Raw genomic sequence first — 12,958 nt, 5'->3', positions numbered from 1 at the left:
CGCCGGATCCTCGCGGGTCCGGCGTTTTCGCTGCATCGATCGTCTATTCCTCGATCGCGGCCATCAGCTTTTCGACCTGGTCGACGAACCGCGCCAGCGAGATCGGCTTGGCGACATAGGAGCGGGCGCCCGCCGCGCGGATCCGCTCCTCGTCCTCATGGCTCGAATAGGCGGTCACCGCCATGATCGGGATTCGGCCGAGCACGGGATCGGCCTGCATCTGGCCGATCAGCTCGAAGCCGGTGACGTGCGGCAGTTGCACGTCCATGATCACCAGGTGCGGCTTGAACCGGCGCGCGGTGGGCACGGCCTCGCGCCCGTCGCGGACGGGCTCGGCTTCATAGCCATGCGCGCGCAACAGGTCGCAGAACAGCTTCAGGTTCAATTCGTTGTCCTCGACAACGAGTACTCTTTTTGGCACGCGCTACCTCTACTCTGCGGGGCGGTGTTAGGCGATGGCGGGCGACGTGACAAATCCCGAAACGGTGGCGCTGCAGGCACTCGTCTGGATTCTAAGTGATTCCGGCCGAGCCGGTCGCCTGCTGGACCTGACCGGGCTCGATCCCGCGACGCTGCGCGCCCGCGCCGGCGAACCCGCGCTGCTCGCCGCCGCGATCGGCTTCCTCGAATCCTACGAGCCCGATCTGATCGCCTGCGCCGACGCGCTCGACCTCTCCCCCGCGGCGCTGGTCGACGCCCGCCGCCAGCTGGAATCCGCGTGAAACCCCTGCTGATCACCGATTGCGACGAAGTCCTGCTGCACATGGTCCGCCACTTCGGCGAATGGCTGGGCGACACCCATGACATCGACTTCGCGCTCAACGGCAGCGAATTCGAAGGCGCGATGCGGCGGCGCGGCGACGGCAGCACGCTGGAAGGCCCCGAAATGTGGGCGCTGCTCGACGGCTTCTTCCCCGGCGAGATGCAGCGCCAGACGCTGGTGCCGCACGCCCGCGACGCGCTGGCCCGGATCGCCGAGGTGGCCGACATCGTCGTGCTCACCAACCTGCAGGACCATTGCCGCGACCACCGCATCACCCAGCTGGCGGATCACGGCATCGTCCACCGGGTGCAATGCAACCAGGGCGGCAAGGGCACGCCCGTGGCGCGGCTGGTCGAGGAGCATGGCGCCTCCGTCGCGGTGTTCGTCGACGATCTCGCCACCCACCACGAATCGGTCGCCAAGCATGCGCCCGAGGTGTTCCGCCTGCACATGGTCGCCGAGCCGAGCCTCGCGCCCAAGGTGCCCCCTGCCCCGCACGCCCATGCGCGGATCGACGACTGGCGCGAGGCACAGGCCTGGATCCTGGAGCGCTTCGCCCAGGCCTGAGGAGGCCTTGACCCTGCCCGCGCCCGGTGGTTGGGTCCGGGAATGACCACTGTGATCGATCGCAAGCTCGCCGAGCTCGGCCTCGCCCTTCCCGAGGCCGCCGCTCCTGTCGCCGCCTATGTTCCGGTTGTCGAAGCCGGCGGGCTGCTCCACGTCTCGGGCCAGCTGCCGTTCAAGGACGGCGCGCTGATGACCGGCCGCCTCGGCGAGGACCGCGACATCGCCTTCGGCACCGAAGCGGCGCAGCGCTGCGGCCTGATGCTGGTCGCGCAGATCAAGAAGGCGCTTGATGGCGACCTCAGCCGGGTGAAGCGCGTGGTGAAGCTGGGCGTGTTCGTCAACTCGACCGCCGACTTCACCGACCAGCCCAAGGTCGCCAACGGCGCATCGGAGCTGATGCAGACGCTGTTCGGCGAGGCTGGCCGCCACGCCCGCAGCGCGGTGGGCGTCGCCGCCCTGCCGCTGGGTGCGGCGGTGGAAGTCGACGCGATTATCGAAATCGCCTGAAGCCAGGCGCGCTTCCCTGCGGCCCGGAGGCCCGGGGAGCGCGCCTGTGTCCCGTGAGCAACAGTTTGTAACAAACTCCCACCCCTTAAACGGAAGACTATTGTGCGCAGCCCGTACGATCGGGCAATCTTTTGTTGCAAATCGGAAGTCGCAGGGTCGTAGAGCCCAGAACAACGCGATGCCGATTGCAGCAGGTGAGGGACCCTTTAGTTTCTATTGAAAGGGATTCCATGCGCTTCTCCTCGATCAGCCTCGGCGCGCTGCTGCTCGCCACGACCGCGCCCGCATTCGCGCAGGAAACGGCCCCGGCCCCGGCGATCACGCTGAACGGCACCGCCACGGTGATCAGCGACTACAAATTCCGCGGCATCTCGCAGACCGACGGCAACTTCGCCGTCCAGGGCGGCCTGACCATCAGCCATGCATCGGGCTTCTACGTCTCCGCCTGGGGCTCCTCGATCGATGACTACGTCACCACCCACGGCACCGCGCACCAGGAACTCGATCTGATCGCGGGCTTCAAGCACAGCTTCAAGAACGGCGTGACCGTCGATGTGGGCGCGCTCTACTATGTCTATCCGGGCACCCGCCCAGGCTTCAGCGGCGACAAGAGTTCGTCGGACTTCATCGAGCCCTATGCGTCGGTTTCCTACGCGATCGGGCCGGTAACCGCGAAGGCGACGGTGAACTATGCGCCGAAGCAGAAGGCGCTCTCCCTCGATCAAGGCCAGAGCGGCACGCTGAAGAACGAGGACAATGTCTATCTTGCCGGCGACCTGTCGGCCGCGATCCCGAAGACCCCGATCAGCCTGACGGGCCACCTAGGCCACACGTTCGGACCCAGCTGGCTCGTCCCCATCCAGCGCAAGGAATATACCGATTGGGCGGTGGGCGCGGCCTATACCTGGAAGAACCTGACGCTCGGGGTCTCCTATGTCGGCACCGACGTAAAGTTCATCACCCCGACCGGCAAGGATGCCGCCAAGGGCAGCGTGCTGGGATCGATCGGCGTCAGCTTCTGATCGCACGGCTTGGGGCAGGGGCACGGGAGCGGCGGGGGCCGCTCCCAGCTGCCCTGCCCGGGCAACGTTTCGAAGCGCCATCTCCACCACGCCGTCATCCCGGCGAAAGCCGGGATCCAGTCGCCTCTGCGCGTCAGCAAGAGCCCAGATGGTGGCCCCAATGGATCCCGGCTTTCGTCGGGATGACCGGGGAAGGTTGACCACCCAAACGAAAAGCGCCGGCCCGCGATGTGCGGACCGGCGCTTTTTCATGCGTTAAACGGCCGCCGTTACTGCGGCGTCTTGACGCTCGCATCCTTGTTATCACCCTGGGGCGACTTGAGGATGTCCTGGGTCGTGCGGCCCTTGTCGACCACGGTGGTCGACGGGCTGCCGGCATTGCTGCGCACGCCGGCATCGGCGCTGGCGGCGCCTGCCTGATCGAGCGTCGCGGTCTCCGCCTGGCTGCGCGCGGCGGTGCCGCCGAACAGGGCTTCCAGCGCCTGATCGGACGGGTTGGTATCCTGCGGGCGCGCCGCACCCGGCTGCGGCGGACGCAGCGAGAAATCGGGCGGGATCACCAGCGGTGCCTGGCGGGCCACCGCGAACTCGTCCGGACGCGCCCGGTCATACCCCTTCTTGCCGCACGCCGAGAGCGAGGCCACGAGGGCGACGCCGGTCGCGACGAGGATCAACTTACGCATTGAATTTCTTCTCCACAGGGGCAGGCGACTTGGGGTTCTTGTCGCGAACGAGCAGGGCACGAAGCAGCAGGATCACCACGCCGATGGTAATCGCGGCATCGGCCACGTTGAAGACCAAAAAGGGGCGCCACTCGCCGAAATGCAGATCGGCGAAATCGACGACATAACCGAGGCGGCTGCGATCGAGGATGTTGCCGCACGCGCCCCCCAGCACCAGGCCGAGCGCGACGACGTCGCCGGTCTTCTTCTCGCGCAGCATCCACACGCACACACCGATGGCGATGCACGCGGTCATCAACACCAGCAGCCAGCGCATCGTCGGGCTGTTGGCCGAGAGCAGGCCCAGCGACACCCCGATATTCTTGACGAAGCGCAGGTCGAAGAACGACGTGATCGTCATCGAATCATTCTGCACCACCAGCCCAAGCGGGCCGGTGACGATATACTTGGTTAGCTGGTCGAGCACGAACACGGCGAGCGCCGCGGCGAAGCCATAGAGGCGAACCTGCTTCATCACGACACCACCCCTGCGCAACGATCGCACAATGCCCCATCCTCGGTCACTTCGGGAAGATGGCGCCAGCACCGGCCGCATTTGTGGCGATCGGTGGGCGTGACCGTGACATCGGCACCGGATTCGACCTTCGAGACGATGAACAGTTCGGTGAGCTCTTCCGCCGGCATCGGCAGGCTCGGCACCGTCACTTCGGCCTCTAGGCTGGAGCGGACCTTCTTCTCGCGGCGATAGGGCTCGATCGCCTCGGTCACCGTCTGGCGCAGCGCGCGGATCGCGGTCCAGTCATGCTCGACCGTGGCGCCTTCCGGCAGCACCGGCCATTCCAGCTCGTGGACCGAGCCGTCCTCGCTCGGGAAGCGCGCCTGCCACACTTCCTCGGCGGTGAAGGCGAGGATCGGTGCGGCGTAGCGGACCAGCGCGTGGAACAGCAGGTCCAGCACGGTGCGATAGGCGCGGCGCTTGGGATCGCTCTCGGCATCGCAATAGAGGCAGTCCTTGCGGATATCGAAGAAGAAGGCCGAGAGGTCCTCGTTCATGAAATCGCCGAGCGCGCGGGCATAGCGGTTGAACTCGAACGCCTCCGCTGCCGCGCGCAGCTCCACATCGAGCGCCGCCAGCTTGTGGAGCACATAGCGCTCCAGCTCGGGCATGTCGGCCACCGCGACCTTCTCGGCCTCGCCGAACCCGTCGAGCGCGCCGAGCAGATAGCGGAAGGTGTTGCGGATCTTGCGATAGGCGTCGCCGGTGCCGGCCAGCACTTCCTTGCCGATCCGCACGTCGTCGAAATAATCGGTCTGCGCGACCCAGAGGCGCAGGATGTCCGCGCCGCTCTCGCCGATGATCTTCAGCGGATCGACGACGTTGCCGAGCGACTTGGACATCTTCTTGCCCTGGCCGTCGAGCGCGAAGCCATGGGTGAGCACCGCGTCATAGGGCGCCCGGCCGCGCGTGCCGGCGGACTCCAGCAGCGACGACTGGAACCAGCCGCGATGCTGGTCCGAGCCTTCGAGATAGAGGTTGGCGCGGACACCCTCGCCATAGCGCGCTTCGATCACGAAGCTGTGGGTCGAGCCGCTGTCGAACCACACGTCGAGAATGTCGGTGACGACCTCATAGTCTTCGGCGCGGTAATCGGGGCCGAGCAGCGCCTGGTGGTCGGCCTGGAACCAGGCATCGGCTCCGCCGGCGCGGAAGGCGTCGAGGATGCGGGCGTTGACCGCAGGGTCGCGCAGATAATCGCCGGTCGCGCGGTTGACGTAGAGCGCGATCGGCACGCCCCAGGCGCGCTGGCGGCTGATCACCCAGTCCGGGCGGCCCTCCACCATCGCGCGGATGCGGTTGATCGAGCGCTCGGGCACCCAGCGGGTATGCTCGATCGCATCGAGCGCGATGCCGCGGAGCGTGGGCGCGTTGCTGTCGGCAGACCCTTCGCCCTGCGCGGGCGTGGGCTTGTCCATCGGAATGAACCACTGCGGGGTCGCGCGGAAGATGATCTTCGCCTTGCTCCGCCAGCTGTGCGGATAGCTGTGCTGGAAGTCGTCCGAGGCGGCGAGCAGTGCGCCGGCCGCGCGCAGGTCCGAACAGATCGGGCCTTCGGCGCTGACGAACTTCTTGTTGATCACCGATCCCTGGCCGCCGAGCCACAGCCAGTCGGCGCGGTACATGCCCGCGCCGTCGACTGCGAACACCGGATCGATGCCGTGCGCCTTGCACAGCAGGAAGTCGTCCTCGCCGTGGTCGGGCGCCATATGGACGAGGCCGGTACCCGCATCGGTGGTAACGAAGTCGCCGGGCAGGAACGGCCGCGGCTTGGCGAAAAACCCGCCCAGCGCATGCATCGGGTGCCGGGCGACGGTGCCGGCGAGATTGGCGCCCGCAATCACCGTTTCCGGCCCATGTTCGAGACCAAAGTCAATCCGCGGCGACCCGAACGCACTGAGATCGACGGACTTCAGAAGGGCGTCCACACGCTTTGTGAACGCGGGGATCAGCGCTGTTGCGATGAGAAGCGGCTTCGCAAACCAGCCCTGGAAGAGCGGGTGGGAAGCCAGGTGATCGAGGGCGGCATCGCTGCCGCCCGTGAACATGGGCTCGACGATCGCGTACTCGATCTCCGGCCCATAGGCCAACGCCTGATTGACCGGGATCGTCCACGGCGTGGTCGTCCAGATCACCGCATGTGCGCCGACCAGCTCGGGCGCGTTCGGCGCCTCGGTGATCTCGAACGCCACATCGATCTGCGTGGACGTGATGTCCTCATATTCGACCTCGGCCTCGGCCAGCGCGGTCTTCTCCACCGGGGACCACATCACCGGCTTGGCACCGCGATAGAGCTGGCCGCTCTCGGCGAACTTGAGCAGCTCGCCGGCGATCCGCGCCTCGGCGTCGAACTTCATGGTGAGATAGGGATCGTCCCAGTCGCCCAGGATGCCGAGCCGCTCGAACTGGCCGCGCTGCACCGCCACCCATTTCTCGGCATAGGCGCGGCATTCCGCGCGGAAAGCGACGGGGTCGACTTCGTCCTTGTTGAGCTTCTTGGCGCGATAGGCTTCCTCGACCTTCCACTCGATCGGCAGGCCATGGCAGTCCCAGCCGGGGACGTAGGGCGCGTCCTTGCCCATCAGGCTCTGGGAGCGGACGACGATGTCCTTCAGGATCTTGTTGAGCGCATGGCCCATATGGATGTCGCCATTGGCGTAGGGCGGGCCGTCGTGCAGCAGGAAGCGCTCGCGGCCGGCGCGGGCCTCGCGCAGCTTCTGGTAGAGCCTGATCTTCGCCCAGCGCTCGAGGATGGCGGGTTCCTTGGCGGCAAGCCCGGCCTTCATCGGAAAATCGGTCTTCGGCAGGAAGACGGTGTCGCGCCAGTCGCGCTGGGTGTCGGTTGCGTCAGTCATGGGTCGCGCGGGATTAGCCGGTGTGTGCAGGGAAGTCATCCCTGCTTGCGCACTTAAGCCCCTCCTCCTTGGAGGAGGGGTTGGGGTGGAGGGATTCCAGACGAGATGTTGGTCTTGGTGAGACACTGCCCCACCCCAACCCCTCCCCTGAAGGGGAGGGGCTTAAGAGTGCGCTATTCGTGCGCCCCGTTGGGCTTCGGCGTCACCGCCTTGGCGTGCGCGCCGGACTTGCACGCCCGGATCGTTTCCGGCTCGGGCCGCTCGCCGCGCGCCTCGAACACCGCCATATAGCCGCCCGCCGACGGCATCGGCAGCATCGAGACCTGGGCATAGCCCACCGCCGCGAACTCGCATTTGAGCAGCGCGGGCGGGGTGCCGTGATTCTCGGTGGCGCGATCGGCATCCACGACGATCACCTGCCCGCCCGGCGCCAGCGACGGGCGCAGCCGCCACAGGAATTCGTAGGGCGATTCGATCTCGTGGTACATGTGCACCATGAGCACGCGATCGAAGCTGTTCTCGGGCAGCCGCGGATCGGCGGGCAGGCCGAGGCGCACGCTGACATTGTCGAGCTTCTCGCGCACCACGCGGGTCGCCAGACCGCTGATATAATCGGGGACGATGTCCTCGGCGACCACCCGCCCCTTGGCGCCGACGCGCTGGCCGAGTCGGATCGTGTAATAGCCCTCGCCCGCGCCGATATCGGCGACGGTCATGCCGGGCTTGATGCCGGCAAGGTCCATCACCTTGCCCGCCTCGTTCAGCCGGTCGCGCTCTTCCTCGCTCGACCAGCGCGACGAGACGATCGTCGCCACCGGCCGGTCCGCCGCCGGGAAGCCGGAGTTGGAGGCGTCATGGCTCTCGTTGCGCACCGCCCGCGGACTGCCGTCGCACGCCGCCAGCAGCAGCGTCACGCCGAGCAGCAGGGGCCGCGCGCGCAAGCTCAATCGACATCCTCCACCGCGACGGCCTCGCCCGTCACGCGCTGTGCTAGCGCGGCGGCCATGAAGCTGTCGAGATCGCCGTCGAGCACGTCGCTCGGCGCGGTGGAGGTCACGCCGGTGCGCAGGTCCTTCACCAGCTGGTAGGGCTGGAGCACGTAGGAGCGGATCTGGTGGCCCCAGCCGATATCGGTCTTGGTGGCGTTCTGTGCGTCGGCCACCGCTTCGCGCTCGGCCAGCTCGCGCTCGTAGAGGCGGGCGCGGAGCTGGTTGAAGGCTTCGGCGCGGTTCTTGTGCTGCGAACGCTGGTTCTGGCACTGCACGACGATGCCGGTCGGCAAGTGGGTGATGCGCACCGCCGAGTCGGTGGTGTTGATGTGCTGGCCGCCCGCGCCCGAGGCGCGGTAGGTGTCGATGCGCAGCTCGCTCTCGTTGATCTCGATCTCGATATTGTCGTCAATCACCGGATAGACCCAGACGCTGGCGAAGCTGGTCTGGCGGCGCGCGTTCGAATCGAACGGGCTGATGCGGACGAGGCGGTGGACGCCGCTCTCGGTCTTGGCATAGCCATAGGCGTTCTCGCCCTTGAACAGCAGCGTCGCCGACTTGATGCCCGCCTGTTCGCCAGCATGATAGTCGACCAGCTCGACCTTGTAGCCGTGGCGCTCGGCCCAGCGCGTGTACATGCGCTGGAGCATTTCGGCCCAGTCGTTCGACTCGGTGCCGCCGGCGCCGGCGTTGATCTCGACATAGGTGTCGTTGGGATCGGCCTCGCCCGACAGCAGCGCCTTGACCTTGTCGGCATCGGAACGCTCGGCGAGTGCACGCAGGCTCTCGGTACCGTCGACCGCCATCTCCTCGTCGCCCTCGGCCTCGGCCATCTCGATCAGCTCGACGGTGTCGCTCAGCTCGCTCTCGATCGCACGGGTGGCGGAGATCGATTCGTCGAGGCGGCGACGCTCGCGCATCACGTCCTGCGCCTTCTTGGCGTCGTTCCACAGCGTCGGATCCTCGACGCGCGCGTTCAGCTCGTCGAGACGGCGCAGCGCGCGGTCCCAGTCGAGCGAGCGGCGGAGCAGCGCCAGCGCGCTGTTGATCTTGTCGACATATGCCTGCGCTTCAGCGCGCATGTTCCAAACCTTCCGAAGTAACCGCCGGCCGCATCCCAGACGATGCGGCGATGTCATGCCATATAGGGTGCGGCGGCCTCGCTAGTAGATTCCGCCCTGTTGTTGCAAGAAGTCGCTATCGCCCTGGCGATCGGCCTTGCGCTGCACCGGGGCCGCCGCGACGGGTGCCGCTTCGGTGTTGGCGGTGCGGCGGGTGCGGCGCGGATCGCTGTCGGGACGGAAGGCCTCCCAGATGATCGAGGACAGCGGGTCGTCGGTCGGCCAGCCATATTGCACCGGCCGGCCGCTGCCGCGATCGATGCGGACCATGCGGATGCCCGGGGGCGCGGTGAACGGCAGTGCCTCCATGCCCTCATAGGCCGGCACCGCGAATTCCTTGAAGATCGGCGCGGCGATCGAGCCGCCCTGCGCATAGCCGCCGAGGTTCGACGGCGTGTCATAGCCGAGATAGAGGCCGCCGATCATCTGCGGGGTGCCGCCGACGAACCACACATCGGTCGGGCCCGTCGTCGTGCCGGTCTTGCCCATCATCGGGCGGTTGAGGTCGCGCAGCACGGTCGCGGTACCGCGCTGGACCACGCCTTCGGTGATGTGGACCATCTGGTATGCGACCATCGGGTCGATCACCTGCCGCGCGCGGACGATCGGGCGCGGCATCGCCTTGCCGTCCCAGTCGCGCGCGTTGCAGCCCGAGCAGGCGCGCCAGCCGGCCGGGAAGATCACCTTGCCGCGACGATCCTGGACGAAGTCGATCAGGGTGGGATTGAGCGCGCGGCCCTGGTTCACCAGGATCGAATAGGCGTTGACCATGCGCAGCACCGTCGTCTCGCCCGCGCCCAGCGCATAGGAGAGGTAGGGCGGCAGCCGGTTCTTGGAGACACCCAGCCGCTGGATGGTGTCGACCACCTTGTCCATGCCGGTGGCATTGGCGATCTGCACCGTCATCAGGTTGCGCGACTGCTCGATGCCCCAGCGCAGCGTGTGCGGGCCGGCGCCGCGGGCATTGCCGAAGTTGCGGAAGCACTTCTGGCCGAGCCCCGCGCCCTGCCAGACGCAGAACGGGCCGTCGACCACGATCGAGGCGGGCGTCATCCCGTTCTCGAGCGCGGCGGCATAGACGATCGGCTTGATCGTCGAGCCCGGCTGGCGGGTCGCCTGGGTGGCGCGGTTGAACGCCTGGAGGCGCGAATCGAAACCGCCCTGCATGGCGAGGATGCGACCGGTCGAGGGATCCTCGACCACCATGCCACCCGAGACCTTGGGGACGCTTCGCAGGGCCCATTGGCCGCCCTCGGGGGCGACGGCGAGGATGTCGCCGACCTTGATCGCGTCGAAGGCATGGCCGCCCTTGCCGCGGATCGGCATCTGCGCGGCGCGTTCCGGCAGCGTGCCGGTGTCGCCATCGTCGAAGCCGAGCTGGGCGCTGCGCGCATCGCGGGCGATCACCACGGCCGCGCGCCAATTGTCGTAGTCGACGCCGATATTCTTAGAGACGAAGGCCGAGTACCAGCCATCGCCCTCGAACTGCACCTTGCCGATCGGCCCCGCCCAGCCGCGGCCACGGTCGTAGCGCAGCAGGCCGTCGCGCAGCGCCCGCTGGGCATAGGCCTGGAGCTTCGGATCGAGCGAGCTGCGGATCCACAGGCCGCCGTCATAAACGCTGTACGGCCCGTCCTCGCGCTTCTCGCCGAACTGTCGGGCGAGCTGGCGGCGCACTTCCTCGACGAAATAGCCCCCGACCCGCTCGAAGCGCGGGGTCTGACGCGGCACGGTGCCGAGCGGCGAGGCCACCGCCTGGTCATGCTGCGCCTGATTGATGAAGCCGTTGCGCAGCATTTCGCCGAGCACCCAGTTGCGGCGATCGAGCGCGCGCTGGGTGTTGCGGTCGGGATCGTAATTGGCCGGGCCCTTGGGCAGGATCGCCAGATAGGCCATCTGCGCAAGACTCAACTTGTCGAGCGGCTTGCCGAAATAGGCGTCGCTCGCCGCCGCCACGCCGCCGGAGTTGCGCCCCAGCTCGATGGCGTTGAGGTACAATTCCATGATCTGCGGCTTGGACAGCGTGTCCTCGATCCGCCAGGCGAGGATCGCTTCCTTCAGCTTGCGGGTGTAGCTCGCCTCGTTGCCGACCGCGAGATTCTTGGCGACCTGCTGGGTGATCGTGGAAGTGCCGCGCGGGGTCTTGCCACGGAGGATGCCCTCGCCCGCCGCGCGCACCAGCCCGGGGAAATCGAGCCCGTGGTGCGAGAAGAAGGTGCGGTCCTCGGCCGCCATGAAGGCGCGGACCAGCAGCGGCGGGAACTCGTTGTAGCTCAGCTGCACGCGCCGCATCTGCGCATAGGCATGGATCGGCGCGCCGTCGGCGGAACGCACATAGCTCGGCAGCTGCGGCTCGTAGCTGCGCAGCTTGTTGACCGAGGGCAGGTCGCGCGCGACGAGCAGCCACACGGCGAACACCAGCAGCCCGGCGAGCAGCGCCAGGATCGCGAGCGCGCGGAACCACCAGCGCCGCCGCAGCCGCGCCCAGCGGCCGGGCTCGCGTTCGATACGGATGGTTTGGGGAGTGTCGCCGTCGGCCATGCGGCGCGCGGTGTAGCACCTTTTCGGGCGGAAGAAAGGGAGCGGCGCCCGGCGCTTGTCCCACGTCAGCGGGTGGCGAGGTAGATTTCGGTCGCCCGGCGCACCGCTGCGGCGAGCCGTGCACGCGCCTCCGGCGAACCGAGCGCCTGCGCATCCTCGGCATTGGAAACATAGCCGAGCTCGAACAGCACCGAGGGCATGTCGGGTGCCTTGAGCACCATCAGCGCCGCCATCCGCCGCGGCCGCGCATGCAGCCGCATCGCGGGTGCGATCTCGCGGGCGAGCAGGTCGGCATAGCGCGCGGACACCGCCATGGTGCGGCGCTGGGCGAGATCGATCAGCAGCGAGGCGATATCGGCGCGCTCGCTGCCCAGGTCGACGCCGGCGAGCAGGTCCGCCCGATTCTCGCGCGCCGCCATCCGCGCCGCTTCCTTGTCCGAGGCGACTTCGGACAGGGTGTAGAGCGTACCGCCTGCCGCCAGCGGATCGGCCGCGCTGTCGCAGTGCAGCGAAAGGAACAGCGCCGCGCCCAGCCGGCGGCCGATATCGGTGCGCTGCTGCAGCGGCACGTACGAATCATCGTCGCGCGTCATCGCCACCCGCACCCGCCCCGAGGCGAGCAGCGCGTCGCGGATCGCGCGCGCGGCTTCCAGCGTCAGCGCCTTTTCGGTGATGCCGTCGACGCCCGGCGCGCCGGGGTCGCGCCCGCCATGGCCGGGATCGAGCACCACGAGCGGGAGCCCGGCCGCGCCCTGCACGCGGGGCAGCGGCGCCCCCTTTGCTGCGACCGGCTCGGGCATGGCGAGGCTGACGCTGTAATCTTCCGTGCGCCAGGCGAAGCGCGGGCCCGCATCGTTCTCGAGGGGCACAACCAGCGCGTCCTGCTCGACCCGGACATGCTCGGCCAGCCCGGCCCAGCCGGGGAGACCGGTCAGCCAGCCGGCGATCAGGAACAGCATCCAGGACATGGCCTCGCTATGCCGCGCCCGCCCGCGGCCGGTCCAGCCTCCAAATCGAACCGGAGGACTTGGTTAACCGGATGCGAAGAACCATTTGCTAGGGCGAGGGATCGAAATCCTCCCAAATGCTTTGTGGCGCCCGGGGGAACCAAATCTTCCAAAGCCGAGCCGGTTGCCGCAACGACATAGCGGTGCTAGGCAGGATATGCTTCCGGCACTGCGCCGGATCAGGCACGCGACGCTTCTTTTGTCGCGACAGTTCAGGTTGACGTTCGCATGAGGCAATTTCCCCACCGTCCGCATCGCCAGGCCTTCGCGGCCGGCAGCGTGGCGATGGTGGAGCAAGGGGACCGCTGGTCCGCTCGTGCCCGTGCAGCAACAGCAGTTTTTGAAAC

12 protein-coding genes are annotated in these 12,958 nt (G+C 67.6%); 4 read left to right on the top strand and 8 right to left on the bottom strand.

Translation table 11 applies throughout. The annotated features are described in order from the left end of the window. Positions 1 to 43: 43 nt before the first annotated feature. Complete coding sequence (locus ABIC65_RS06095) at positions 44 to 421, bottom strand: response regulator (RefSeq protein WP_093298388.1); 378 nt, start codon at positions 419 to 421, stop codon at positions 44 to 46. A gap of 46 nt (positions 422 to 467) precedes the next feature. On the opposite strand from ABIC65_RS06095, the gene ABIC65_RS06090 reads away from it, so the two are divergent. The 4 genes from ABIC65_RS06090 (at position 468) to ABIC65_RS06075 (ending at position 2,859) form a co-directional block, all read left to right on the top strand. Next, positions 468 to 722, top strand: coding sequence for a DUF3572 domain-containing protein (locus tag ABIC65_RS06090; RefSeq protein WP_436286703.1), 255 nt, complete (start codon positions 468 to 470; stop codon positions 720 to 722). Beyond that, entirely contained in the window at positions 719 to 1,330 is a 612-nt protein-coding gene (locus ABIC65_RS06085) for an HAD family hydrolase (protein ID WP_354307474.1), read from the top strand. The genes ABIC65_RS06090 and ABIC65_RS06085 overlap by 4 nt, the downstream gene beginning before the upstream one ends. Before the next feature lie 42 nt (positions 1,331 to 1,372). Beyond that, positions 1,373 to 1,837, top strand: coding sequence for a RidA family protein (locus ABIC65_RS06080; RefSeq protein WP_354307472.1), 465 nt, complete (start codon positions 1,373 to 1,375; stop codon positions 1,835 to 1,837). A 230-nt stretch (positions 1,838 to 2,067) separates the two neighbouring features. Further along, entirely contained in the window at positions 2,068 to 2,859 is a 792-nt protein-coding gene (locus tag ABIC65_RS06075; RefSeq protein ID WP_354307471.1) for a TorF family putative porin, read from the top strand. 269 nt (positions 2,860 to 3,128) lie between these two features. Here the strand turns inward: ABIC65_RS06075 and ABIC65_RS06070 are convergent, their stop codons facing one another. The 7 genes from ABIC65_RS06070 to ABIC65_RS06040 all read right to left on the bottom strand — a co-directional run bounded on the left by ABIC65_RS06070 (position 3,129) and on the right by ABIC65_RS06040 (position 12,572). After that, positions 3,129 to 3,542, bottom strand: a complete 414-nt coding sequence (locus ABIC65_RS06070; protein WP_294251084.1) for a DUF3035 domain-containing protein — start codon at positions 3,540 to 3,542, stop codon at positions 3,129 to 3,131. Then, the gene (gene lspA, locus ABIC65_RS06065; RefSeq protein WP_354307470.1) at positions 3,535 to 4,056 is read right to left on the bottom strand and encodes a signal peptidase II; all 522 of its coding nucleotides are present in this window, start codon (positions 4,054 to 4,056) and stop codon (positions 3,535 to 3,537) included. The genes ABIC65_RS06070 and lspA overlap by 8 nt, the downstream gene beginning before the upstream one ends. Then, on the bottom strand, positions 4,056 to 6,953 hold the full coding sequence (locus tag ABIC65_RS06060) for an isoleucine--tRNA ligase (RefSeq protein WP_354307468.1): 2,898 nt from the start codon (positions 6,951 to 6,953) through the stop codon (positions 4,056 to 4,058). The genes lspA and ABIC65_RS06060 overlap by 1 nt, the downstream gene beginning before the upstream one ends. A 173-nt stretch (positions 6,954 to 7,126) precedes the next feature. Continuing rightward, positions 7,127 to 7,894 (bottom strand): class I SAM-dependent methyltransferase, encoded by a 768-nt coding sequence (locus ABIC65_RS06055; protein WP_354307466.1) that lies wholly within the window; start codon positions 7,892 to 7,894, stop codon positions 7,127 to 7,129. Positions 7,895 to 7,896: 2 nt separating this feature from the next. After that, complete coding sequence (gene prfB / locus ABIC65_RS06050) at positions 7,897 to 9,024, bottom strand: peptide chain release factor 2 (RefSeq protein WP_354307464.1); 1,128 nt, start codon at positions 9,022 to 9,024, stop codon at positions 7,897 to 7,899. Between the two features lie 81 nt (positions 9,025 to 9,105). After that, complete coding sequence (locus ABIC65_RS06045) at positions 9,106 to 11,604, bottom strand: penicillin-binding protein 1A (RefSeq protein WP_354307462.1); 2,499 nt, start codon at positions 11,602 to 11,604, stop codon at positions 9,106 to 9,108. Between the two features lie 65 nt (positions 11,605 to 11,669). Further along, a complete protein-coding gene (locus ABIC65_RS06040) occupies positions 11,670 to 12,572 on the bottom strand; it encodes an N-acetylmuramoyl-L-alanine amidase family protein (protein WP_354307460.1) in 903 nt (300 codons plus the stop codon). Between the last annotated feature and the right edge of the window lie 386 nt (positions 12,573 to 12,958).

This window comes from Sphingomonas trueperi (genome assembly GCF_040545665.1).
GTDB lineage: Bacteria > Pseudomonadota > Alphaproteobacteria > Sphingomonadales > Sphingomonadaceae > Sphingomonas > Sphingomonas trueperi_B.
The sequence above is the reverse complement of the archived record's forward strand: the minus strand, read 5'-3'. Positions and strand labels throughout refer to the sequence as shown.

Coding starts and splice junctions, on each gene's coding strand:
- ABIC65_RS06080 (WP_354307472.1), top strand. CDS start 1,373: ATGACCACTGTGATCGATCGCAAGCTCGCCGAGCTCGGCCTCGCCCTT.
- ABIC65_RS06075 (WP_354307471.1), top strand. CDS start 2,068: ATGCGCTTCTCCTCGATCAGCCTCGGCGCGCTGCTGCTCGCCACGACC.
- ABIC65_RS06070 (WP_294251084.1), bottom strand. CDS start 3,542: ATGCGTAAGTTGATCCTCGTCGCGACCGGCGTCGCCCTCGTGGCCTCG.
- lspA (WP_354307470.1), bottom strand. CDS start 4,056: ATGAAGCAGGTTCGCCTCTATGGCTTCGCCGCGGCGCTCGCCGTGTTC.
- ABIC65_RS06060 (WP_354307468.1), bottom strand. CDS start 6,953: ATGACTGACGCAACCGACACCCAGCGCGACTGGCGCGACACCGTCTTC.
- prfB (WP_354307464.1), bottom strand. CDS start 9,024: ATGCGCGCTGAAGCGCAGGCATATGTCGACAAGATCAACAGCGCGCTG.
- ABIC65_RS06045 (WP_354307462.1), bottom strand. CDS start 11,604: ATGGCCGACGGCGACACTCCCCAAACCATCCGTATCGAACGCGAGCCC.
- ABIC65_RS06040 (WP_354307460.1), bottom strand. CDS start 12,572: ATGTCCTGGATGCTGTTCCTGATCGCCGGCTGGCTGACCGGTCTCCCC.